The sequence below is a fragment of the Aquabacterium sp. genome, from assembly GCF_035476535.1.
In the GTDB taxonomy this organism is placed as follows: domain Bacteria; phylum Pseudomonadota; class Gammaproteobacteria; order Burkholderiales; family Burkholderiaceae_C; genus Pseudaquabacterium.
Window position 1 is genome coordinate 38485 of sequence record NZ_DATILJ010000125.1, and the last position, 22373, is coordinate 60857.

Below are 22373 nucleotides of genomic sequence, written 5' to 3' on the forward strand. Positions count from 1 at the left end.
GCCGCGGTCCTGCGCCTAGCATCGGCTCCCTCAAGTTCGTTCCCCGGAGACACCGATGCCCAGCACCCACGCCACCCTCGTCAACCACCAGGTTCGCCTGGCATCCCGCCCGGTGGGCCAGGCCACCGTGGAGAACTGGCAGTTCACCGAGGAGCCGCTGGCCGACCTCAACGATGGCGAACTGCTGATTCAGGTGCTGGCGCTGTCGCTGGACCCGGCGATGCGCGGCTGGATGAACGAGGGCAAGAGCTACATCCCGCCGGTCGGCATCGGCGAGGTGATGCGCGCCGGCGGCATCGGCCGCGTCATCGCGTCGCGCAACCCGGCTTTCGCGGTCGGCGATGTGGTCAGCGGCACGCCCGGCGTGCAGGAGTACTGGCGCGTGGCGGCCGACCAGCTCAAGCGCTCGGGCCTGGCCAAGATCGATCTGCGCGTGGGCTCGGTGACGCAGTGGCTCAACGTGCTGGGCATGCCGGGCATGACCGGCTACTTCGGGCTGATGGACGTCGGCCAGCCGCAGGCCGGCGAAACGGTGGTGGTCTCTGGCGCCGCCGGAGCGGTGGGGCAGACGGTGGGCCAGCTGGCCAAGGTCAAGGGCTGCAAGGTCGTCGGCATCGCCGGCGGCGCGGCCAAGTGCGAATGGGTCGTCAAGGAGCTGGGCTTCGACGCCTGCATCGACTACAAGGCCGCCGCGCCCGAAGGCGTGCAGCGCTGGGACGCCGTGCGTGAAGGTTTGAAGCAGCACTGCGCGGACGGTGTCGACGTCTACTTCGACAACGTCGGCGGCGACATCCTCGATGCCGTGCTGGCGCGCCTGAAGCGCAAGGCTCGCATCGTCATCTGCGGCGCGATCAGCCAGTACAACAACACCGGCGCGATGGTGGGGCCGAAGAACTACATGTCGCTGCTGGTCAACCGCGCGCGCATGGAGGGCATCGTCGTGTTCGACTACGCCGACCGCTACCACTTGGCGATTGCCGAGATGGCCGGCTACCTGAAGGACGGCCGCATGAAGAGCAAGGAAGACGTGGTCGAGGGCGGTGTCGCTGCCTTCCCGGCGACGCTGAACAAGCTCTTCAACGGCGAGAACTTCGGCAAGCTGGTGCTGAAGGTGGCCGACTGAATGGTCAGCCCCTGGGCGCCTGCGGCGCCTTCCCCCGAGCGGAGCGCAGGCCGCTTGGGGCGGCCCGGCGCTGGCCTGCCGACGCTCAGCCGCCGCGCGGCTCGGCCAGCGCGGCGTCGATGGCCTCGTTCAGCTCGGCGATCTCGATCGGCTTCGTGACGTAGCGGAAGAAGCCGGCCGAGTAACCCCGCAGCTTGTCGCGCGGCATTGCGTTGGCGGTCACCGCGATCACCGGGATGTGTGCGGTGGCCGGGTCGGCGTGCAGGATCGCCAGCGCATCGAGGCCGCTCAAGCCCGGCAGGTTGATGTCCATCAGGATCACGCGCGGCGCATGCACGCGCGCCAGCTCGATGCCCAGCTGCGCATCCGGCGCCGAGATCTGCCGCAGGTCACCGCGGATCGCGACGATCTCGGACACCAGCTGCAGGTTTGCCGGGTTGTCTTCGACATGCAGCAGCAGCGGCTGGATCGCGCCTTCGCCGGCGCTGCGCGGCGGCAGCGCGTCGAAGGGTGTGGGGGCGCTGGCAAGCGCCGCGCTCGAGGCCGCGCCGGTGCCCTTCAATTCGATCCAGAACACGCTGCCGACGCCCACCGTGCTGCTGACGCCGATGCGCCCGCCCATCAACTCGACCAGGCGCTTGGTCACCACCAGGCCGATGCCGGTGCCTTCCACCGCACCAGCCTCCTGACCCAGGCGGTTGAAGGGCTGGAACATGGCATCGAGCTGTTCCTGGCGCAGGCCCTGGCCGGTGTCCTGCACGGAGATGCGCAGGCCACCCGCCGGCGTGTTGCCGACATCGACGATCACCGTGCCGCCTTCGCGGTTGTACTTGATGGCGTTCGACAGCAGGTTCAGCAGCACCTGTTTCAGCCGCGTGCGGTCGGCCACCACGCTCTGCCAGGGATCGGCGGGGAACAACATGCGGATGTTGCGCTGGCTGGCGGCGGGGTCGATCATCGTGCGGCATTCGGCCAGCATGTCGGCCAGTGCCACCGGTTCCAGCGACAGCATCAGGTTGGCCGATTCGATCTTCGCCAGGTCGAGGATCTCGTTGATCAGGTTCAGCAGGTGGTTGCCGGCCTTCAGGATGTGCCGCGTGAAATCACGCTGCTTGGCGGGCGGCAGCTCGAAGCTGTCCGATGCCAGCAGCTGGCCGAAGCCGAGGATGGCGTTCAAGGGTGTGCGCAGTTCATGGCTCATGCTGGAGATGAACTCCGACTTGGCCTGGTTCGCGCGCTCGGCCGAATCGGTGGCCAGCGCCAGTTCGCGGTTGGAGGCCTCGAGCTGCGCGGTGCGGTCGCGCACGCGCTGCTCCAGTTCGGTGTTCAGCCGCATCACTTCCTGCTGCACCGCGCGGCGTTCGACCACCTCGCGCGCGTTCTCGGCCAGCGAACGCTCCAGTTCGTCGGTGCGCCGCTGGATCTCGGCCATCATGCCGTTGAAGGACATCACCAGTTCGCCGACCTCGTCGTCGCTGAGGCGTTCGGCGCGGCGCGAATAGTCCTTCTGCTCGATGACTTCACGCGCGATGGTGCTGATCGCCAGAATCGGCCGCGTGACGATCTTCTGCAGCCGGGCCGACAGCACGAAGGCCACCAGCATCGCCGTCAGCGCCACCGCCAGCGCGATGCCGCCGTAGCTGCGCACGCGGTCGTACAACTCGTAGTCGGCACGCAGGTACACGGTGCCGAGGATCTCGCCGTTCGAGACGATGCGCTTGAAGACCACCAGGTCCTGGCCGCGCACGTGCACACCGTCAGGCTCGGGCATCTTCGGCAGCCTGGTTTCGGCGGCCGTTGCGGCATAACTTGCAAACAGCGCGCCCGTCGCGCCATACACCGCCGCGGCCCGCACCTGCGGCCGCAGCCGCAGCAGGTTCAGGTTCTCGCGTGCCAGCTTGGCATCGTCGAAGCTCAGCGCCGGCGCGGTGGTCTGGCCCAGCAGCTCGGCCTGGGTGTTCATGTCGCTGAGCCAGGCCTGGTGGTAGGCGCGCAGGTCGTAGGCCACCATCGCACCGAGCGCCACCGCCAGCGCCACCAGCGTGGTCAGCAGCACCACGCCGATCAGCTTGTTGCCCAGCGAGCGTGGGCCGCGCGGGCTGAGGCCCAGGCGCTGCACGGTCTGCTGCTGCAGCGAGCGGGTGTTCGCGGGGCCGGGTCGCGTGCTCACTGGACTACCCTCCGCACTGCGTGCTCCGGGATGAGCGCTTGGGGGCGGCCCGGCGCGCTCATGGTGTCCCCATCACCTTGCGCGCCACGGTCAGCAGGCGGGCGCTGACGCGCAGATTGGCCTTGTCGAAAGCATGCGTCGCGACGTCGAAGCGCACCTTGTCGTCGACGACGACGAAGTTGATCGCGCTGTGCTGCGGCATCGCCTCGTCGGATTCGGTGACGATGAGCAGCGCACGGTCCCGCGCGGTGGCGGCGATGGTGGGCAGGCGGGCGTTCTCCGGCCGCGCGATGAAAAGCACCTGCAGTTCGGTGGCGGCGTCACCGGGCCGCAGCTTGCGCACGGCCAGTGCGCGGCCGCCGACCTGCCGGCCGCTGGCCACCTGCGCCAGTTCGTCGGCCAGCGAGCCGGCGCCCAGCACGCCGATGACCAGCGGCGCATCGCCAGCGCCGAAGGCCTGGGACGGCCAGTCGATGTAGCCGAGGAACTTCACCAGGTACGCGGCCTTGATCTGGTATTCGGCCGCGCTCGGCGAGGCTTGCGCCAGGCTGGGCGCGGCCACCAGGCTGCTCAGCAGGACGAGCGTGACGGCTAGCATGCCGCGTACCCAGCCTGGCTGCCGCGGTGGCGCCCGCGTTGCCGAGGTCACCAGGCCCACCTCAGCTGCAGCCGCAGGCTGCGCGCCATCTCGCTGCGGTCCGGGGCGGCGTTGAACTCGGCATGCCCGGGATCGAACAGGTTCTGGCCGATCAGCGCGAACGACAGATCGTCCGACAGATGCCAGCCGTAGCGCAGATCGACCGCGGTGTAGGCCGGCACCGCCGGGTTCGGCAGTGCCGACACGCGCCGCACGCCGATGTCCAGCTCATGCCCCGGCGCCGGGTTGAACGAAGAGCGCAGCTGCCATTGCCGTTTCGGGTCGTTGCCCAGCGCGCTGGGGCCTACCGGATCGGTGCTGCCGGGCTTGATGCGCAGATCGTGATGCAGCACCGTGGCCCCGGCGCTCATGCGCCAGCGCGGCGACAGCTGCCACAAGGCCCAGGCTTCGAGACCCTGCGTGCTGCCGTCGATCATGTTCTGCACCAGCGCGTTGGGGGCCGGCTGGCCGCTGCGCAGCCGGTCCCAGCGGTGGTGGAACAGCGTGGCCGAGAACGAGAAGCCGGCCGCCGGCTGCGCGCGCCAACCCAGCTCGACGACGTTCGCCACCTCGGAGATGAAGTCCGGCCCGCCGGCGATGAAGAACGGCGGCCGCGGCGGCAGCGTCATGTCGTGGTCCAGCCGCGCCGGCGCCCGCACCGCGCGCGACCAGGCGGCCCACAGCAGATGATCGTTCGCCGGCTTCCAGGCCAGGCGTGCGCTGGGCAGCGATTCGGTGCCGGTGTAGTCGTTGTGCTCCAGCTTGGCGCCCAGCGTCAGGTCGAGCGTGGGCGTGAGGCCGATCTCGTCCTGCACGAACACATTGGTCCAGTGCAGCGTGCGCTGAGCCGGGTGGAAGCCGAAGAAGAGGCCGGGCTGGATGTCATCGCTCGAGCGGCGGTAGCCACCGCCCCACACCAGCTTGTGCGAGGCCAGCTGCAGGCTGTGCTGCAGCTCGAGGTCGGCGATGTCGACGGTCGGCCGGTACAGCAGCGCGTCGTCGCGCGTCGAATGGTCGTAGTAGGCCTGCACGCGCAGGCTGGAACCGTCGGCCCAGCGCCGCACCCAGCGTCCGAGCAGGTTGACGCCGGAGACCTCGGTCGGCGCCAACACCAGGACGCCGAAGGCCCGGCGGCTTTCGTCCCCCTGGCCCTCGTAGGCGTCGCCCTGCAGCGTCAGGCTGTCGCGCGCGCCGGCCCAGTCGGCGCGAAAGCCCACTTGCTGATGGTCCCAGCCATCGGGGATCGCGGTGCCGCTCTCGGTGCGGGTGTTCTGGCGCTGCGTGCGCTTGGCATAAACCCGAAAGTGACCGTCCGCCGGCAGCGTGCCGCCGAAGCGCAGCGCCAGCAAGGCCTCTTTCTCCCCGCCCTCGGCGACCAGCAGCGGGCCCTGCGTGCCCTGCGCCGCCCGCGTGATGACGTTGATGACGCCGTTGACGGCGTTGGCGCCCCACAGCGTCGCACCCGGGCCGCTGATGACCTCGATGCGCTCGATGTCCTCGAGCACCAGGTCCTGCTGGTCCCAGAACACCCCCGAGAAGACGGGCGCGTAGACCGTGCGGCCATCCACCAGCACCAGCAGCTTGTTGCCGAAGGTGTTGTTGAAGCCGCGCGCGCTGATCGCGAACTGCGACGCATCGGTCTGTGCCACCTGCAGGTTCGGCGCCAGGCGCAAGACCTGCGGCAGCGAACTGGCGCCGGAGCGCCGGATCGCATCGGCGGTGATCACGTAGACCGAGGCCGCCGCGTCGCTCAGCCGTTCGGTCCGGCGCGAGACCGAGGTGATCTCGAGCGTGGCCAGCTCCTCGAACGACAGATCGACCAGTGCACGTTCAGCCGCATGGGCGTCGGCCAGTGCGGCACATGCCAACAATCCCCACCATCCTCGTTGAAATGCGCCAGCAAGCGCATGCCTTCCATTGCCAGCGCGCATCGGTCTCCCTTGGGTCTGCACAGTACTGCATCAGGCTCCAGCGAGGCTATTGAAACAGGCTCGGCGGATGCTGACAAGCACGGGAGGAACCCGCGTCGGCTGTGGTGCCGACGCGACGGGAGTTCAGTGAGCGCGTCCAGCGCGCCTATCGACGCTTGTTGCGCTCCAACGGAGCGACGACGGCCAATGCCGGCACGACGCCACCAGGGGCCAAGGGCGTGGCCGGCGAGGGATCACGCTTGGGTTTCTTGGCTTCCTTGTTGCCGCGTTGGCCTTTGGACATCGGAGCCTCCTGATTCGGGTGATGAAGACAATGGGCTGCGCCGTCGGCGAAGCCTTGCGTTCACCAGGGTCCTCTTGTGCGACGTGCTTGTCTGTGCGCCGGCGTACCCAGCGCCGGACCCGGTCGATCAGCGATCGGGCAGTGCCGATCCGGCCTGCGCGCGGTACCAGGCTGCGGCCTGGCCGCGCGAGGCCAGTGCCAGCTTGTCCAGGATGTTGGCCACATGCCGCTTCACCGTGTGCGGGCTCAGGTCCAGCGCGCGGGCGATCAGCTTGTTGCTGGCGCCTTCGGCGATCTGCGCCAGCACCTCGGCTTCACGCGGCGACAGGAACTCGGCCTCCGGTGCATCGGCCGTGGCCACCGCCGGGCTGCTGCCGCGACGGGGCTGCACCATCGCGGCCCAGCGCTGCAGCGTGAGCGCATGGTGCGGCGCGAGCGCGGGGCCCCAGGCGGTGCTGCTCAACTCCTGCAGCGCCTCACCGGCCAGCAGGGCACCGCCCGGGCCGGCCTCGGTGTCGACCAGCAGCGGCTTCAGCCAGCTCGCCGCCTCGGCCAGCGCGCGGCGCTGCACCAGCGCCGCTGCCAGGCGCACCCGCACATCGGCGGCTTGGCCCAGCAGGTCGATGTGTTCCTCATGCAGCAGCGCGGCGCGCCATTGCGAGATGGCTTCGTCGCGCCGGCCCTCCAGCCAGGCCAGCGTGCCCAAGGCGCCGAGCCAGGGGCGCAGCCGCGGCGCATCGGCATCGGGCAGGCCGGGCTGCAAGGCCAGCGCGCGCTGCGACCAGTCGCGCAGCGCCACGGCGTTGCCGCAGGCACTGGCCACGCGGCTGGCGAAGTACAGGTGGTGCCACAGGCCCCAGTCTCCATAACCTGCAGGTTGCTCGGCCAGGCGGGCTTGCAAGGTGGCCAGCGCGGCTTCATGATCGCCGCGCAGCGCCGCGAGCAGCGCACGCAGCGCCAGCGACTGGCTGCGCGCCACGACCTGGTGGCCGGTCCATAACGCATCGGCCTCGGCGCGCAGCAGCAGCGCGGCGGTGTCGTCCAGCCGGCCTTGCCACAGTGCGTGCCAGCCTTGCGCCAGCAGGGCCAGCGCGCGCAGCGCCCAGGGCCGGTCGCCGCCGACGCGCAAGGCCCCGGCGGCCCAGCGCGCCAGGCCCGGTGCCATGCCGCGGCAGACCGTCTGGCGTGGCGGCGGCACGGTGAAGAACCAGACCTCCAGCGCCGGCCGCTCTTCCAGCGCCTGCACCAGCGCGTCGAACAGCGGCGCCACCGCATGCAGCGCGCCGCTCTCCATCGCATGCCAGGTGCGCGCCAGCCGGATGACGATGCGCGCTTCGGTGCTCATGGCCTGCTGTTCATCCAGCGAGGCCAGCACTGCGCCGGCATCATGCAAGCGGCCCAGGCCGATCAGCGTGATCACGCGGTGGCCGCGTGCCACCTGCGCCAGGGCCGGGTCACCGCGTGCGGTGAACAGCTTGTCGGCCAGCCCCAGGTGGCGTTCGGCGGCGCGGGCGTCCCAGATCGTCCAGTTGGCCATGCCGGCGACGCGGTGCAGCTCGGCGCTGGTCTCGGCAAAGGCCGGCGGGAACTGGTCGATCAGGTTCAGCACGGTCTTCACGCCGCCCTGCGTGATCAGCCCGGTGCCGGCGTGCAGCAGCGCACGCGCGGCCTGCTCCGGCTGGCCGGCGGCCAGCAGCAGTGCCTGGCGGCGCACCGGGTCGGTTTCCACCGTGGCCGCACGTTCCAACAGCTGCGGCCAGGCCTGCGGCTGCTCCAGCTTCAGCCGGTGCTGCAGCGCGTCGCGGAACAGGTCGTGCAGCCGCAGCGTGGGCTGCACATCGTCGACGACGGTGGCAAACAGGCCCAGGCGTTCGATCTCCTCCAGCCAGCGCTCGGCCTGCCCATCACCGCCCGAGCCGCTGACGGCGGCGCAGCGCGGCGCATCCAGGTCGTGCAGCACGCTGGTCTGCAGCAGGAAGCCGCGCAGCCGCGGGTCGATGCGGGCCAGCACCTCGGTGGCCAGGAAGTCGAAGGCCTGGCGGTCGATGGCGCTGCCGGGGCTGCCGCCGCGCGCGCCGTTCAGCGCCAGCCGCAGCCCGGCGGCCCAGCCGGCGGTGCGCGCGTGCAGCGCATCGGCGGCCTCGTCGCCGACCGAAGAGCCGGCCATCAGCTGGCGCACCTCGTCGCGGCCGAAGCGCAGCTGCGCCTCGCCAAAGTCGGCCAGCTCGCCGGCGGCGCGCAGGCGGCCCAGGCGCAGCGCGGGCTCGTGGCGAGCGGCCATCGCCACCGTCCAGCGCGGGCTCATGCGCTGCAGCCAGCGGTCCAGGAAGCTCAGGCAGGCCGGGTCGCTGAGGTGCTGCAGGTCGTCGAGCACGATCACGCCATGCGGCAGCTCGCAGGCGTCCAGCGTGTTGACGATCTCGTCGGCGACATCGGGCAGCGCCTTGCCGTCGGGCCTTGTCGCCGCCGCGATCAGGCCCTCGGGCGCCGTGCGCCACGGCGGATCAAACGGCTCCAGCGCAGCGATCAGGCAATCCAGCAGCCGGTGCAGGTCGTCGCCTTCGTCCAGCGAGACCCAGGCCGAGGCATGGCCTGGAGGCAGCTGCTCGAGGGCCCGCCCGAGCAGCGCCGACTTGCCGTAACCCGCCGCGGCGCAGACCAGCACCACGCGGTGGTTCAGCAGCGCCGCCACCAGCGCTTCTTCGAGCGCCGGGCGCGGCAGCAGCAGGCCGCTGCGGGGCCGCGGTTGCTGGATCTTGGTGCGGGCGAAGGACATCGCCCGCGATGATAGGGGGTGCGCTACTTGTGCGCGACGGGTGCTGCGCCGGCCGGCGGCAGCGGATCCGGCACGCGGTTCTTCACCGCCGGCACCGTGCGCAGATAAGCGTAGATCGCCGCCAGGTCGCCGTCGGTGAAGTTGCGGTAGACGGGAATCGGCATCGGCGGCAGCACCGGCCGGCCGCGGCCCATGTGGCGGCCGGTGCGGATGGTGTCGATGAAGTTGCGCTGCGTCCATGGGCCCAGGCCGGTGTCGGCATCGGGCGTCAGGTTGGCGGTGAAGCTCACGCCCCAGGGGCCCGCATGCGCGGTGTTGGTGGCCGCCGAGACCACCAGCCACGGACCTTCCGGCAGCTGCGGCGCCGGCGGCATCTGCAGCTGCTCGGGGTGACCGGACAGCGCGCGGCTGAAGTCCGGCTCAGGGCCGTTCGCGCCCATCTTGAAGGGCGTGTGGCAATCGTGGCAGCCGGAGGTGGTGACCAGGTACTTGCCGCGCGCCACGGCCGCCGGCTTGGGCGCTGCGGCGCTGGCTTCGGCCGAGGGCGCGGCGTAGGTGTCGGACGAGGCAGCGAGCAACGCGGCAACCAGCGAGATCGGGACCAGCAGCGGAACGGGCAGGGTCTTCATGGCGGGGTTTCCTTGAGGGTGTTGGTGGGGGTGGAGGCGAGGGCTTGTCGGGCGGACAAGTGAGTGCGGATCCAGCTGTCGATCAGGGCCAGGCCCTGCGCATCGGCCACGCGGGTGCCCAGCGGCGGCATCTGTGCCTGCGGCTGGCGGGAGTGCATGCGCTGGCGCAGCGCGCTGGCTTCGGGCTGGCCGGGCACGATCACCGGCGCGTCGGTGATCGCACCGGCCGGGCGGTAGCGCGCCGGCAGTTCCAGCAGCGTGCGCAGCACCTGCTGCGCGCCGGCCTGCGGTGTGGCCACGCTCTGTGCCAGCCGCAGCCGCACGGGGGCCGGCGTGCCGTTGTCGTTGTGGCAATGGCCGCAGTTGGCATGCAGGTAGCCCAAGGCAGCGCGCTCGGTCGGCGAAGCCGCGGCAATGCGCGGCGGCTGGCTGATCAGCGACGGCGGCAGATGGCGCAGCCAGCCCCGGTCCACCAGGCCGCGCAGGTCGACATCCGATGGCGCGGCCGGCGCAGCATGCGCTGCCAGTGGGTCGCGATCGGGCGACAGTTGCAGTGCGCCGGCGCCCAGCACCGGGACCGCGGCGCCTTCGTGGCAGGCCTGGCAATCGGCCTGCGCCGGGATGTCATAACGTCCATCGGGTGCGTCCTTGACCGGCCAGCCTGGCAGGCCGGCGGCCGGCGCCAGCAGCGCCTGGCTGCCTTCGGCATTCCAGACATAGGCGGCGTAGGTCCAGCGGCCGTCGGCACGGCGTTCGATGTAGCGGGTTTCGACGCGGCGGCCCTGGTGCGAGAACTCCTTCCACAGCCGCGTGCCGGGCGGGAACTGCCAGGCATCGGGCCGCGAGGCGTCGATGGCCTTGCCGGCCGGAATCCAGAGCCAGCGCCGCTTGCTGGCGCCGTCGGACCACAGCGGGTACTGCGGCGAGAACGAGGCGATGCCCGGTCGGATGTCGTCGACCGAGCCGGCGACGAACAGGCCGGTGTCGCGCAGGTCACGCGGTGGGCCGGCCGGGGCCGATGGCGCTGCGCCGGCCAGTGGCGCCACGGCGCCCAGCGTCAGCCCGATGGCCGACGCGACCAGCCCGATGCGGGCGCGCTGTCGCAGCGGAGTCCTGGCAGGGGCAGACGGGGAGGGCATGCTCGGCAGTGTCCGGCGCACGCCGGCTGCGAACATCGCCCATCGGAGCCATCGGCAGGCTCACGACGGGCCATGGCCCGTCGTGGCCGGGACGGCCCATGCAACGCGGGGGCCGGCCGCCAGGCGGCCGGCCGTCGACGCTCACTGCGCCGTGCGCTTGCGCCACCAGGCGCTGTAGTCCTTGTCGGTGAACAAGGTCCACAGTGCGAGTGCAAGGACCACGATGCCGGTGACCACCGCCACGCCCCGGGCCTCCTTCAGGCCGGCGAAGCCCAGCGCCCAGGGCGAGACGATCAACCACAGCCCCAGCGCGCCCTCGGTCCATTCTTCCCAGGCGCGCGGCACGAAGATCGCGCCCAGCGCCGCGGCGGTGAGGAGCAGCCCGATGACGATGGCGTTGCCGGTCGCCGACGCGTCACCCACGTAGCCCATCGCCCAGGGCGACAAGACCAGCCATGCGCCGAGGACAGCGGTCACCGCGTCCTGCCAATGCTTCAGTCGCATCATGACGGCACCTCCTGTGGGGTGTGGAGAGAGTTGATTGGATCGATTGCGCGGGGGCTCGTTCCATGGGCGCTGAGGTGGCGTGCCGGCAAGGCCTTGCGGTGGACTGACATATGGCACGGGGCAACCGTATGATCGTGCGTCGTGATTGCGCAGACCCGCGGGTGGGCCGGGGCCGCTGGCCCAGGCCTTCTCCATCGCCTGTCGGCGGACAGGCCTGTTTTGCCTGGAGCGGCTTCATGGAATCTCCCATCCACAGGCTCGCCGACTTGTTCCGACAACTCGGCCTGCCTGACGACCCGGCGGCCATCGAGGATTTCATCGCCACGCATCGCCCTCTGCCCGCGGGTGTGGCGCTCGCCGATGCGCCGTTCTGGACCCCCAGCCAGGCCCAGTTTCTGCGGGAGGAAGTCGACGACGACGCGGATTGGGCCGAACTGGTCGATTCGCTGGGGGCGCAGCTGAGTCCGTGAGCCGGGAGGGGTGATCGATGCCCGGCGGCCCCGAGCGGCTGCGCGCGCCGGGTGCGCAGCAGGCCGCGGGGTCAGATCATCGGCGACAGCGGCGCGCCGGGCCGTTCACTGCACTCTTCGAACAGGCGCACGCTGCAGCGCGCGCAGATGCCGTCGTCCAGCTGCGGCACGATCTGCGCGATCGCGCTGCGCTTGTCGGCGAACACATGGTCGGCGCCCAGCCGGCCGATGAAGCCGGTGGCCTGCCAGGTGGCCAGCACCTGCGGCCGCGGGCGGTGGAAGTACAGGTCGCCGCCGATCTCGCGCCGGCGCAGGCGCTCGTCGTCCCACAGGTCGGCGGCAGCCAGGTCGATGAAGTTCATGCTCTTGCTCATCACCAGCAGGTGTCGCTGCACCGGCGGCCGCTGGCGCAGGCTGCGCAACTGGTCGGCCACATGCGGTACCGCGCCGAACCAGATCGAACCCTCCATGCGCAGCAGCTTGAGCTGCGGGCATTCGGGCAGCGCGGCGGGGCCGGCGTCGTCGAGCACGACGAAGGGCCGGCCGTGGCGCTGGCGGTCGAAGCCCATCGTGCGCATCGCCGGCCGCGCGGTGCGGTAGAGGTAGGCCACCAGCGACAACATCACGCCGGCCAGCACCGCCACCTCCAGCCGCAGCACCAGCGTGGCCACGGCGGTGACGCCCGCCACGGCGGCTTCGCGCCGGTCCAGCCGCCACAGCCGCCGCCAGCCGGCGGGATCGATCAGCGAGGCCGCCGCCAGCAGCAGCAGCGCGCCGACGCCGGCCAGCGGAATCCAGGCCAGCAAGGGCCCGGCCACCGCCACGAGGCCCAACAGCCACAGCGCGGCGCTGACGCCAGCCAGCGGCGTGCGCGCGCCGGCCTCGAGGTTGGGCAGCGAGCGGTTCAGCGAACCGCAGGCCACGAAGCAACCCGTCAGCGCCCCGGCCAGGTTGGCCAGGCCCTGGCCACGGCATTCGCGGTTGGCGTCCAGGCGCTCGCCGGTGCGCGTGGCCAGGAACTTGCCAATCGACATAGCCTGGCCCAGCGCAATGATCGTCAGGGCCAGCGCCATCGGCAACAGCTGCGGCAGCAAGGCCCAGTCGATGGCCGGCAGCTGCCAGCCGAGCCAGGCCCCCGGTGGCGTGCCCAGGCGCAGCGCGGCATGGCCCCGATGCTCGAGCCAGGCCCCCAGCAGGCCGCCGGCGGCCAGCGCGATCAGCGGCGTGGGGCCGCGCAACCACACTTTGCGTGCTAGCAGCGCCACGGCCAGCGTCAAACCGCCGATGGCCAGCGCGGGCCACGACAGACCCTGCTGCAGCGCCTGCACGGGCGTGTCGCGCCCGCCGGCGCCCAGCATCGCGGCCAGCGCATACCAGGCGATCAGCAGCGCTGCGCCGCTGGTGAAGCCCAGCATCACCGTCGGCGAGATGAAGTTCGCCAGCGCGCCCAGCCGGGCGAAGGCCAGTGCCAGCTGCATCAGGCCCACCAGCAGCGTCACCGCCACGGCCAGCACCACCAGGCGGGCGGGGTCGGGCCCGGCCAGCGGCAGCAGCATCGCGCCCAGTGCCAGCGAGGTGGCATTGGTCGGCCCCGACAGCACGAAGCGGCTGGAGCCGGCCAGCGCCGCCACCGCGCAGGGCAGCACCGCGGTGGCCAGGCCCATCGCCGGTGGCACGCCCACCAGCGCGGCAAAGGCAATCGCCTGCGGCAGCACCAGCACCGCGCCGAGCAGGCCGGCCAGCGCATCGGCGCGGCAGGTGGCGGCATTCAGCTCGTTCACCCAGGCGCCCAGCCAGCGGGCGGCGAAGGAGCGAAGGCCGGTCTGCATGGGCTGCGGATTGTAGGGATGCAGGGCCAGCGCGCCGGGCCGCTTGCCGCCCCCGGACGGATTGAGCGTCGGCACCTGATGCGCAAAGTGAGCGGCACAGGGCGCGGCACGGGCCGGCGCCGGGCCGGGCCGCTGAAGAAGTCACCGCGGTGACAGGGGTGGGCAAGTCGGATGCGGCACGCCAGAATGCGGGCGCGGCGGGATCCGGCCAACCCGCAGGTGGCGCCGCGCCTGTTCCGGAGCTGCCATGCCTGCCCACCGATTCCTTCGCCGTGCCCTGGTCGCGCTGTTGCTGGGCGCGGCCGCCTGCGTGCAGGCTGCCGCGCTGCGTGTGGCCAGCGCCTTCGATCCGCAGACCATGGACCCGCATGCGGTGGCGCTGCTGTACCACTCGCGCATCGTCTTCCAGGTGCACGACTTCCTGGTCAACCGCGACGAAAACTTCAAGCTGGAGCCTGCGCTGGCGGTCTCCTGGCAGGCGACCGGCGCTACGAACTGGCGCTTCAGGCTGCGCCCCGGCGTGAAGTTCCACGATGGCTCGGCCTTCAACGCCGACGACGCCGTGTTCTCGATCGAACGCGCCTTGGGCCCCACCTCGCAGCGCTCGTTCAGCCTGAAGGGCCTGGTGGCCGTGAAGAAGGTGGACGACCTGACCATCGACTTCGAGCTCGCCGCGCCCGACGCGGTGTGGCCCGAGAAGCTGTGGCTGGTGGCGATGATGAGCAAGCGCTGGGCTCAGGCGCATGGCGTGGAGAAAGCGCAGGACTTCAACGGCAAGCAGGAGACCTACGCGGTGCGCAACGCCATGGGCACCGGCCCGTTCAAGCTGGAGAGCTACCAGCCTGACGTGCGCGTGCTGCTCAAGCGCCATGCCGCGTACTGGGGCGCGGCCGACAAGCGCCAGGGCAATGTCGACGAGGTCAGCTTCCTCGGCATCCGCAGCGACGCAACGCGGCTGGCCGCGCTGGCCTCCGGCGAAGTGGACCTGGTGCTGGACCCGCCCTACCAGGACGTCGGCCGGCTGAAGACCGACGCCAGGCTCACGGTGTTGTCGGCCACCGACATCGGCACGCAGTACTTCACCTTCGACCAGGCGCGCGACGAGCTGATCCAGGGCGAGCTGAAGGACCGCAACCCGTTCAAGGACAAGCGCGTGCGGCAGGCCGTGGCGCATGCGCTGAACATCGAGCTGATCATCAACAAGGTGCTGCGCGGCCAGGCCACGCCGGCCGGTTCGTTCATCTCGCCGCTGGTCGACGGCTACCTGGCCGAGGTGGACAAGCGCATCCCGTACGACCCGGCGAAGTCACGCGCGCTGCTGGCGGCGGCCGGCTACCCCAACGGCTTTGGCGTGACGCTGGAATGCGTCAACGTGGCCTACCGCGAGGCGGTGTGCCAGGCCGCCACGGCGATGCTGGCGCAGGTGGGCATCCGCACCAGCCTGCGCAGTTCACCGACCAACCAGTTCTTCCCGAAGTTGACCCAGGGCACGGCCAGCTTCATCGAGTTCGGCTGGACACCCTCGCTGGACCCCTGGGCGACGCTGAATGCGCTGTTCCGCAGCTGGGATCCGCAGGGCGGCGGCACCTTCAATGCCGGGCGCTACAGCAACCCGCAGCTGGATGCCTTGATCGATGCGGTGCGGACCGAGCCCGACCTGATCAAGCGCCGGGCTCGGGTGGGCGTGGCCTTGCGGCTGCTGCACGAGGACTTGCCCTATGTGCCTTTGTACCGGCGCACGCTGAACTGGGCGATGGCCAAGAAGGTCAGGGCGGTGCAGTGGCCGAACGACACGATGGAGTTGCGGTGGGTCCGGGTGAATTGAGTTGCTCGACGCGCTCAGGCCAGCGCCAGCATCCGGCACCGGTCGCGCAATTGCCGCCGCACCTGCGGCTGCCAGTCGACGCTGTGGATCAGCCTGTTCAGCACCATCGCGCGGCGTGAATCAGGCACCGGCGCGCAGCATTCGTCGACCACGCACAGGTTGCTCAGGATGTTCATCGGGTCGGCCAGCGCGATGACGCCAGACCGCACTTCGATCCATTCCCACGCCAGGCCGGTCATGCCGGCGGCGCAGTCGGCCGTCCACACCGCCTGTCCACGCCGGCGGCCGAACGCCGTCGTCGAGCGATCGATGATGGTTTCCAAGTGCCGAAGCCGCATGTTTGGCCACGGCTTTGGCCACAATACCGGTTGCCACGCCATGACTGCCCACGCACCCATTCCTAACCTCGTTCACGCTTGGCCGTTGCTGGCCGAATGTTGGTGGATGCGCGGCCGCTTGCAACCTACTCCCTTTCGTAGGTAGACAAGGAGGTCCGATCCGATGCTGCTCGACGACTATGAACGTGTCAGCCAGGCCCCCACGTGCGATGCGCTCAGGGAGGCCCTGGTGTCGTTCGCCGAGCACATGGACTTTCCGCTGGTCAGCGCCACGCTGGTGATCGAGCAGCCCGGCGCGCCCAGCACTTACGTCACCGTGTCGAACACGCCGCCAGCCTTTCTGGACGCATCGCAGTCACTGGAAGACGGCCGGCGCGACCCGGTGCTGCAGCGCCTGCGGGTGCAGAGCACGCCGGTGATCTACGACCAGCGCACCTATGTCGAAGCGAGTGCCGCCGACCTGTGGGAGACCCAGGCGCCGTTCGGCTTTCGCGCGGGCATCGGCATTGCGCTGCACCTGCCGCACGGGCGGCACCTGCTGCTGGGCATGGACCGGGAGAAGCCCTTGCCCCGGCGCGATGCCAAGCTGGCCCGCATGCTCGCCGACCTGAACCTGCTGGCCGTGCATGCCCAGGACGCCAGCCTGCGCCTGTTCCTGCCGCCGAACCCGCCGGTGGCCGACGTGCTGCCGCGCCTGACGCCGCGGGAGCTGGAAACGCTGCGCTGGATTGCGCAGGGCAAGTCGGACTGGGCGATCGCGCAGATCCTGCAGGTCAGCGAGCACACCGTCGACTTCCATGTCCGGCAGATCCTGAAGAAGATGGCCTGCAACAGCCGGCACCGGGCCGTGCTGAAGGCCCTTCAACACGGCCTGATCGACACGGCCTGATCGACACGGCCTGATAACGAGCCAATAGCACAGGGGGGGGGCTGCGTCAACCTACCTCCCAGCGTAGTTTCCGGCGCCCGGCGCGCCTGCTGCAATGTCCCTGCCACAGATCGTGTGGTCACACAGCACAGGAGCCGCCATGAACACGTACCGGAAAATCTCTGTCTCCCCAGCGCTTCCCCGTACCGGCTTCTGATCGCGACGTGTTCTCATGACTCAATGTGGCTTTGCCAGTTGAGTCATACCCCTCGGGCGGCGGCGGCAGCGCCGCCTGGGGGCGTTCTAAAATAACAAGACAGGCTCAGGGTTTCTCAACAGCGCGGCCTTCGTAGTTGTCGCAGTAAGGGCGTCGGCCGCTTCATTTCACTTGTTCCACAGTCCAAGGCGGGGCCACTTTGGTGAGCGACAACCAAGCCGCGTCGGCCGATGTTTCACTGGTCGGCAAGATCGTCTACATCGAGGACGATCCAATCAGCGTCATGCTGGTCCAGTCGCTGGTCGACATGCTGTATCCCCGGGTCGAACTGCTGCATGCCGACAGTGCGGCCACCGGCATCCGGCTGGTTCGCCGCAAACAGCCGGACCTGGTGTTGCTGGACATGCATCTGCCCGGCGCAACCGGCATCGACGTGCTGCGCGAACTCAACCCCGAGGTCTCGACGCAGGGGCTGCGGGTCACGCTGCTCACTGCGGACGCCGCCACGCCCAGCGTGATCAAGGCCATGAGCCTGGGGGCCTACGAGTACTGGCGCAAGCCCTTGAACCTGGCGCTGTTCCGCAACGGCGTGCGGCGGGCCCTCACCGGTAGCCTGCCGGACGCTTCCTGCCGGCTGCCGAGCCTGCGCGTCCAGAGGCGGCCGGACTATTCGGACGAAGTCCGCCCCGGCGAGGGCTGACCCGCGGCGCGGGACCGCCGGCCGCGCGGCACGCCGGCGGGCTGCGCTGGCGGCGCCTCGTCGAGCACCCCCTCGGCCTCGGCAATGATGCGGGCCAGCCGGTCGGCCAGCTTCTCGGTGCTCAGCTGTTCGCGGAAACGCTCGACCATCAGTGCCAGTGCAAACGGGCTCGGCGCCCGCAGCGTGACCGGCTCGATGCGCTGGCGCTGCATGCGCTGCATCGCGGCGCGCAGCCGGCGCAGGTCCAGCTCCTGCGCCAGCACCTCGGCATCGGCCTGGCCGAGCAGACGGTTGCCGGGATCGTATTGCCGGAACACCTCGTAGAACAGGCTGGACGAGGCCTGCAACTGCTTGGTGCTCTTGGGCGCGCCGGGGTAGCCGGTGAACACCAGGCCGGCGACGCGGGCGATCTCGCGGAAGCGCCGGCGCGCCAGTTCGCTGCTGTTCAGGCTGGCCAGCACGTCGTGCAGCAGTTCGTCGCCGGCGGTGAAGCTGCTGCCGCTCAGCACGCCGGCGATGTCCACGCTGTCGGCGGCCAGCAGCTCGAAGCCGTAGTCGTTGATGCTGATGCTGAAGGTGTTCGGCCGCTCGCGCGCCAGCCGCCAGCCCAGCAGGCTGGCCAGGCCCAGGTGCACATGGCGGCCGGCAAACGGGTACAGGAAGAGGTGATGGCCTTCGCGTGAACGGAACTGCTCGACCAGCAGGGTCGACGGCGTCGGCAGCCGCGACAGGCGCAGCTGCGCGTCGAGCATCGGCCGCGCGGCGATCAGCTCGGGGTCGGCAGCGGCGCTGTCGTCGAACTGCAGCGCCTGCCGGCGCGCATCGTCCAGCACCTCCAGCGTGGCATCGGCCAGCTCGCTGGACAGCGGCATCTTGCTGCCGGCCCAGCTGGGCACGATGCCGCGCTTGCCGGCGGCCTTGCGCACATAGACCGCCATGTCCTGCGTGCGCACGTACTCCAGCACGCGGCCGCCGAACACGAAGCAGTCGCCCTTGTTCAGTCGCGCGATGAAGCCTTCTTCGATCTGGCCCAGCGTGCCGCCGCTCAACCACTTCACCAGCATCGACGACTCAGCGACGATGGTGCCCACCTGCAAGCGGTGGCGCAGCGCGATGCCGCGGTCCTCGACGCGGTGGACACCCTCGCGCTCGACGACGCGGTGGTACTCGGGGTAGGCGCCCAGCGACGCACCACCGCGCACCACGAAGTCCAGCGCCCACTGGAACTCCTCGCGCGACAAGGCCTGGAAGCTGTGCGTGCGGCAGACCTCGGCGTACAGCGCATCGGCCGTGAAGCCGCCGCCGAGCGCGACGCTGACCAGGTGCTGCACCAGCACGTCCAGCGGCTTGTCCGGCGCGTGGCGCTGCTCGATGCGCTGCGCCGCCACCGCGCGGCGGGCGGCCACGGCTTCGATCAGCTCCAGCGTGTTGGTCGGCACCAGCGTGATGCGGCTGGCGCGGCCCGGCTGGTGGCCCGAGCGCCCGGCGCGCTGCAGCAGCCGCGCCACGCCCTTGGCCGAGCCGATCTGCAGCACGCGCTCGACCGGCAGGAAGTCGACGCCCAGGTCCAGCGACGAGGTGGCCACCACCGCGCGCAGGCTGCCCGCCTTCAGGCCGGCTTCCACCCATTCACGCACCGATTTGTCCAGCGAGCCATGGTGCAGCGCGATCTGGCCGGCCCAATCGGGTCGCGCGTTCAGCAACATCTGGTACCAGGCCTCGGCCTGCGAGCGAACGTTGGTGAACACCAGCGTGGGGCCGCTGCGCTCGATCTCGGCGACCACCGGCGCCAGCATCTGCTTGCCCAGGTGGCCGCCCCAGGAGAAGCGGCCGGGCTCGTGCGGCAGCAGCGTGTCGACCAGCAGCGTCTTCGGCGTGGCGCCGCGCACCAGGCGGGCGGCCGGGCGGCGTGTCGGTCGGGCGGACTTCGGCCCCAGCAGCATCTGCATCGCCTCGTCCAGGTTGCCCAGCGTGGCCGACAAGCCCCAGACGATCAGCTGGGGGTTCCATTGCGCCAGCCGGGCCAGTGCCAGCTGCACCTGCACGCCGCGCTTGTTGCCGACCATCTCGTGCCATTCGTCGACGATCACGGTGTGCACGGTCTGCAGCCGCTCGGCGGCGTCGGCGCGGGTCAGCAGCAGCGTCAGCGATTCGGGGGTGGTGACCAGGGCGGTCGGCAAGCGCTTGTCCTGCCGCGCCCTTTCGGCGCTGGGCGTGTCGCCGCTGCGCAGGCCCAGGGTCCAGTGGGGCGCGAGCTCGGGCAGCGGCAGGGCCATGGCGCGCTGGGTGTCGGCGGACAGGGCGCGCATCGGGGTGATCCACAGCACGCCCAGCGGCGGGGGTGTGCGGCCTTGCATCGGGATCGCGAGTTGCGCGGCGCGGGCCAGGGCGCCCAGCCACACGGCATAGGTCTTGCCGGCGCCGGTGGTGGCATGCAGCAGGCCGCTGCGGCCCTCCGCCATGGCGTGCCAGACCTCGTGCTGGAAGGGGAAGGCCGTCCAGTGCCGGCGGGTGAACCAGGCGTCGGCGGGCGGCCAGACGGATTGCATCGGCCGATTATTGGTGCGGCTTGGCCTGTTCAGTCTTGCCAGGGTTCAAGCACTGACGATCCAGCCTTCCAGCCGGTCCACGCCGGCAGGCAAGCCCCACCCCGGCAGGCGGGCCGCCCAGCCCGCCTGCAGCAGGCACAGCACGGCATCCAGCGCGTCCCCCGAGGCATCCGCCACCAAGGCATCGCGCTGCGCCGCCGTGAGCTTCAAGCGCAGCGACAAGCGTGTCCGGCCCTGTTCCAGCGCCTCGACGATGTCCTTGCGCGCAATCAGCCGCTCCGGCGTCTGCTTGGCTGCATCGTCGCTCTTGTACGAGCGCTGGCCGATCACTTCGCGCGCCAGCAGTCCCGGATAGGCTTCCAGCGCCACCCGCGCCGCGTCGGCCCGCACTTGCTCATGTGCCGGAAAATGCGCCTCGGCGGCCCGCAGCAGCGGCACGCCCGCATGCAGCATGTAGGCCACCGGCGGATTGACCCACTTCATCGATGGGCTCGAACCGGCCGGTCCGTCGCAGGCCCGGTGCGCGAACTTGCCGCCCACCGGCCGCGCCGCGCAGAACGCCGCAAACGTATCGCGGATCGCTGGCCGCTCCAATGCTGCGTAATGCGCCACACAAGGCGCCCAGCCCAGCGGCCAGCCCAGGGTTTCGACCAGCTCGCGCGGTAGCCCGAAGGGCAGGTCGAAGCCGCCGACCCACGCCGGCGTGTGCTGCAGCCAGGCGCCGAAAGCCTCCAGCGTCTCGAAACGCTCGAGCCGCAGCACCTTGACCAGCGCCGCGTGCGGCGCCCCCACCGCCACGACGATGGGCTTGCGCCGCGTCGGCCGGCTGGAGAAGTCGACACCGATCAGCAGCGCGGCCGACCGCTCAGTCGCGGCGGCGGTCATGCTCTGCGGTCGCGTGATACGCCTTTTTCTGCGTGTACATCAGCTTGTCCGCGCGGTGCAGCGCCGCTTCCAGCCGTTCACCGGGCAAGGACACCGCCACGCCGATCGCCAGGCTCAGCGGATCGCCGCTGTGGAACTGGTTGTTCAGCGCCACCAGCGCGCCGATCTGCGCCACGATCTGATCCGCTGCGTGTTCATCGGCCATCGGCAGCAGCAGCGCGAATTCGTCGCCGCCGATGCGGGCCGCAGTGGCCGGCGGCTCCACCGCCTTGGAAAGCACCTCGCCCACCCGGCGCAGCAGCGCATCGCCGGCGCGGTGGCCGCGTTCGTCGTTGACCGGCTTCAACCCGTTCACATCGATCACCAGCAGCGCCACCGGGCAGGTGCTCTTGCGCTCCAGGCGGTTCAGTTCATCGTCGAAGTAGGAGCGGTTGCGCAGCTTGGTCAGCGCGTCGTGCTTGCCCAGGAATTCGAGATACGCCTCGGCCTTGCGCCGCGCGGTGATGTCGGTCAGCGACACCTGCACCAGCGACCAGTCCTCCTCGTGCCCCGGCAGCACCGCGAACTGCAGGTGCACGTGCAGCACCTCGCCATCGAGCGCGTAGTTCACCGTCTCGCGCTGCTGCTGCAGCTTGCCGCTCCACAGCTCGATCAGCTGCTCGGTGAAAGGGCGCTTCATCTCGTCGCGGAAGATGTCGGGCAGGCGCTGCAGCAGCGTGGCCTTGTCCGGTGCGCGGAACATCGTCAGCGTCTGCTTGTTGACGTCGATCACGCGGATCTCGGCCATGCAGCGTTCGACGAACTCGGGGTGCACATCGGTGAAGACGCGGAAGTCGACGATGCCCTGGGCGCGCACCTCGTCGATCAGGCGCTTGACGCCGGAAAAGTCCTCGACCCACAGCGACACCGGCGAATGTTCGAACAGGCCCTGTGCGTAGCGCTCGCTGCGTTGCAGCGCGCGGCGCGCCTGCTCACGCGCGCTGAGGTCTTCCAGCGACAGCAGCACGCGGTCCCATGTGGCCTCATGCCCGGGCAGCACACGCACCTGCAGCGCCACGTCGAGCCGGCGGCCGTCGAGCGTGTAGTTCACCGTGCTGCTGCCATAGGCCAGCGCGCCGCTCCACAGCTGCACCAGTTCCTCGACATGGTGGTCCAGCATGTCGTCGCGGAACACCCGGTCCAGCCCGGCCAGCAGTTCGTCCTGGCTGGTGGCGCCGAAGAGTTCCAGCGTGCGCCGGTTGACCTGCAGCACCTTCAGCTCGCGCGTGCACTGGTGGATGCGCGCGCGGTCGGCCCGCAGGTGGGCGCGCAGGTCGTGCACGCCCTCGGCGCGCCAGCGCGCAAACAGCCGCGCGAGGCCGCTGAAGTCTTCCAGCCACAGCGACACCGGCGCCAGCGCGAACATCTGCGTCAGGTCGGCTGCGTCCGGTGCGGGCAGTGTGAGCGGGGCGGGATTCATGGCGGGAACGAGCGGGGTCCGAGGGCGTGGCGGGCAGT

The 22373-nt window shown here is 70.5% G+C and carries 18 protein-coding genes; 5 read left to right on the forward strand and 13 right to left on the reverse strand.

All coding sequences use genetic code 11. The annotated features are described in order from the left end of the window. The first annotated feature begins 55 nt into the window (after nt 1-55). A complete protein-coding gene (locus VLK61_RS12670; protein ID WP_325421678.1) occupies nt 56-1123 on the forward strand; it encodes an NADP-dependent oxidoreductase in 1068 nt (355 codons plus the stop codon). Between the two features lie 85 nt (nt 1124-1208). Here VLK61_RS12670 and VLK61_RS12675 read toward each other — a convergent pair whose 3' ends face one another. The 8 genes from VLK61_RS12675 to VLK61_RS12710 all read right to left on the reverse strand — a co-directional run bounded on the left by VLK61_RS12675 (nt 1209) and on the right by VLK61_RS12710 (nt 11195). Further along, nucleotides 1209-3293, reverse strand: coding sequence for a hybrid sensor histidine kinase/response regulator (locus VLK61_RS12675; RefSeq protein WP_325421680.1), 2085 nt, complete (start codon nt 3291-3293; stop codon nt 1209-1211). A 58-nt stretch (nt 3294-3351) separates the two neighbouring features. Further along, on the reverse strand, nt 3352-3891 hold the full coding sequence (locus VLK61_RS12680; protein ID WP_325421682.1) for a YfiR family protein: 540 nt from the start codon (nt 3889-3891) through the stop codon (nt 3352-3354). A 47-nt stretch (nt 3892-3938) separates the two neighbouring features. Next, a complete protein-coding gene (locus tag VLK61_RS12685; RefSeq protein ID WP_325421684.1) occupies nt 3939-5801 on the reverse strand; it encodes a TonB-dependent receptor plug domain-containing protein in 1863 nt (620 codons plus the stop codon). A 205-nt stretch (nt 5802-6006) separates the two neighbouring features. Next, nucleotides 6007-6144 carry a hypothetical protein gene (locus VLK61_RS12690; RefSeq protein WP_325421686.1) on the reverse strand — a complete coding sequence of 46 codons (138 nt, stop codon included), beginning with the start codon at nt 6142-6144 and terminating at the stop codon, nt 6007-6009. A 127-nt stretch (nt 6145-6271) separates the two neighbouring features. Beyond that, nucleotides 6272-8920 (reverse strand): LuxR C-terminal-related transcriptional regulator, encoded by a 2649-nt coding sequence (locus VLK61_RS12695; protein ID WP_325421688.1) that lies wholly within the window; start codon nt 8918-8920, stop codon nt 6272-6274. Between the two features lie 23 nt (nt 8921-8943). After that, nucleotides 8944-9549, reverse strand: coding sequence for a c-type cytochrome (locus tag VLK61_RS12700; protein WP_325421690.1), 606 nt, complete (start codon nt 9547-9549; stop codon nt 8944-8946). Then, nucleotides 9546-10688, reverse strand: a complete 1143-nt coding sequence (locus VLK61_RS12705; protein ID WP_325421692.1) for a hypothetical protein — start codon at nt 10686-10688, stop codon at nt 9546-9548. The genes VLK61_RS12700 and VLK61_RS12705 overlap by 4 nt, the downstream gene beginning before the upstream one ends. 141 nt (nt 10689-10829) lie before the next feature. Then, the gene (locus VLK61_RS12710; protein WP_325421694.1) at nt 10830-11195 is read right to left on the reverse strand and encodes an SPW repeat protein; all 366 of its coding nucleotides are present in this window, start codon (nt 11193-11195) and stop codon (nt 10830-10832) included. Between the two features lie 236 nt (nt 11196-11431). On the opposite strand from VLK61_RS12710, the gene VLK61_RS12715 reads away from it, so the two are divergent. Continuing rightward, entirely contained in the window at nt 11432-11665 is a 234-nt protein-coding gene (locus VLK61_RS12715; RefSeq protein WP_325421696.1) for a DUF2789 domain-containing protein, read from the forward strand. A 71-nt stretch (nt 11666-11736) separates the two neighbouring features. Here VLK61_RS12715 and VLK61_RS12720 read toward each other — a convergent pair whose 3' ends face one another. After that, nucleotides 11737-13494, reverse strand: coding sequence for a SulP family inorganic anion transporter (locus tag VLK61_RS12720; protein WP_325421698.1), 1758 nt, complete (start codon nt 13492-13494; stop codon nt 11737-11739). 247 nt (nt 13495-13741) lie between these two features. Between VLK61_RS12720 and VLK61_RS12725 the strand changes: the two genes are divergently transcribed. Beyond that, the gene (locus tag VLK61_RS12725) at nt 13742-15319 is read left to right on the forward strand and encodes an ABC transporter substrate-binding protein (RefSeq protein ID WP_325421700.1); all 1578 of its coding nucleotides are present in this window, start codon (nt 13742-13744) and stop codon (nt 15317-15319) included. Nucleotides 15320-15333: 14 nt separating this feature from the next. Here the strand turns inward: VLK61_RS12725 and VLK61_RS12730 are convergent, their stop codons facing one another. After that, complete coding sequence (locus VLK61_RS12730) at nt 15334-15699, reverse strand: hypothetical protein (RefSeq protein WP_325421702.1); 366 nt, start codon at nt 15697-15699, stop codon at nt 15334-15336. A gap of 121 nt (nt 15700-15820) precedes the next feature. Here VLK61_RS12730 and VLK61_RS12735 point away from each other — a divergent pair, with 121 nt between their 5' ends. Together VLK61_RS12735 and VLK61_RS12740 are read left to right on the forward strand one after the other, a co-directional pair. Next, complete coding sequence (locus VLK61_RS12735; protein WP_325421704.1) at nt 15821-16546, forward strand: helix-turn-helix transcriptional regulator; 726 nt, start codon at nt 15821-15823, stop codon at nt 16544-16546. 398 nt (nt 16547-16944) lie between these two features. After that, nucleotides 16945-17442: a response regulator gene (locus tag VLK61_RS12740; RefSeq protein ID WP_325421706.1), complete on the forward strand. Its 498-nt coding sequence runs from the start codon at nt 16945-16947 to the stop codon at nt 17440-17442. Here VLK61_RS12740 and VLK61_RS12745 read toward each other — a convergent pair. From VLK61_RS12745 to VLK61_RS12755, 3 genes are read right to left on the reverse strand one after another with little or no spacing between them, the layout of a single operon-like run. After that, entirely contained in the window at nt 17409-19991 is a 2583-nt protein-coding gene (locus VLK61_RS12745; protein WP_325421708.1) for a ligase-associated DNA damage response DEXH box helicase, read from the reverse strand. The genes VLK61_RS12740 and VLK61_RS12745 overlap by 34 nt on opposite strands. A gap of 45 nt (nt 19992-20036) precedes the next feature. Continuing rightward, nucleotides 20037-20876: a DUF429 domain-containing protein gene (locus VLK61_RS12750; protein WP_325421710.1), complete on the reverse strand. Its 840-nt coding sequence runs from the start codon at nt 20874-20876 to the stop codon at nt 20037-20039. Continuing rightward, the gene (locus VLK61_RS12755; RefSeq protein WP_325421712.1) at nt 20857-22335 is read right to left on the reverse strand and encodes a sensor domain-containing diguanylate cyclase; all 1479 of its coding nucleotides are present in this window, start codon (nt 22333-22335) and stop codon (nt 20857-20859) included. The genes VLK61_RS12750 and VLK61_RS12755 overlap by 20 nt, the downstream gene beginning before the upstream one ends. Nucleotides 22336-22373 lie beyond the last annotated feature (38 nt).

What these genes read in the sequence shown, in the direction of transcription:
- VLK61_RS12700 (WP_325421690.1), bottom strand. Translation starts at nt 9,549, where the DNA reads ATGAAGACCCTGCCCGTTCCGCTGCTGGTCCCGATCTCGCTGGTTGCC.
- VLK61_RS12735 (WP_325421704.1), top strand. Translation starts at nt 15,821, where the DNA reads ATGCTGCTCGACGACTATGAACGTGTCAGCCAGGCCCCCACGTGCGAT.
- VLK61_RS12690 (WP_325421686.1), bottom strand. Translation starts at nt 6,144, where the DNA reads ATGTCCAAAGGCCAACGCGGCAACAAGGAAGCCAAGAAACCCAAGCGT.
- VLK61_RS12745 (WP_325421708.1), bottom strand. Translation starts at nt 19,991, where the DNA reads ATGCAATCCGTCTGGCCGCCCGCCGACGCCTGGTTCACCCGCCGGCAC.
- VLK61_RS12705 (WP_325421692.1), bottom strand. Translation starts at nt 10,688, where the DNA reads ATGCCCTCCCCGTCTGCCCCTGCCAGGACTCCGCTGCGACAGCGCGCC.
- VLK61_RS12750 (WP_325421710.1), bottom strand. Translation starts at nt 20,876, where the DNA reads ATGACCGCCGCCGCGACTGAGCGGTCGGCCGCGCTGCTGATCGGTGTC.
- VLK61_RS12680 (WP_325421682.1), bottom strand. Translation starts at nt 3,891, where the DNA reads ATGCTAGCCGTCACGCTCGTCCTGCTGAGCAGCCTGGTGGCCGCGCCC.
- VLK61_RS12730 (WP_325421702.1), bottom strand. Translation starts at nt 15,699, where the DNA reads ATGGCGTGGCAACCGGTATTGTGGCCAAAGCCGTGGCCAAACATGCGG.
- VLK61_RS12715 (WP_325421696.1), top strand. Translation starts at nt 11,432, where the DNA reads ATGGAATCTCCCATCCACAGGCTCGCCGACTTGTTCCGACAACTCGGC.
- VLK61_RS12710 (WP_325421694.1), bottom strand. Translation starts at nt 11,195, where the DNA reads ATGATGCGACTGAAGCATTGGCAGGACGCGGTGACCGCTGTCCTCGGC.
- VLK61_RS12725 (WP_325421700.1), top strand. Translation starts at nt 13,742, where the DNA reads ATGCCTGCCCACCGATTCCTTCGCCGTGCCCTGGTCGCGCTGTTGCTG.
- VLK61_RS12670 (WP_325421678.1), top strand. Translation starts at nt 56, where the DNA reads ATGCCCAGCACCCACGCCACCCTCGTCAACCACCAGGTTCGCCTGGCA.
- VLK61_RS12755 (WP_325421712.1), bottom strand. Translation starts at nt 22,335, where the DNA reads ATGAATCCCGCCCCGCTCACACTGCCCGCACCGGACGCAGCCGACCTG.
- VLK61_RS12695 (WP_325421688.1), bottom strand. Translation starts at nt 8,920, where the DNA reads ATGTCCTTCGCCCGCACCAAGATCCAGCAACCGCGGCCCCGCAGCGGC.
- VLK61_RS12720 (WP_325421698.1), bottom strand. Translation starts at nt 13,494, where the DNA reads ATGCAGACCGGCCTTCGCTCCTTCGCCGCCCGCTGGCTGGGCGCCTGG.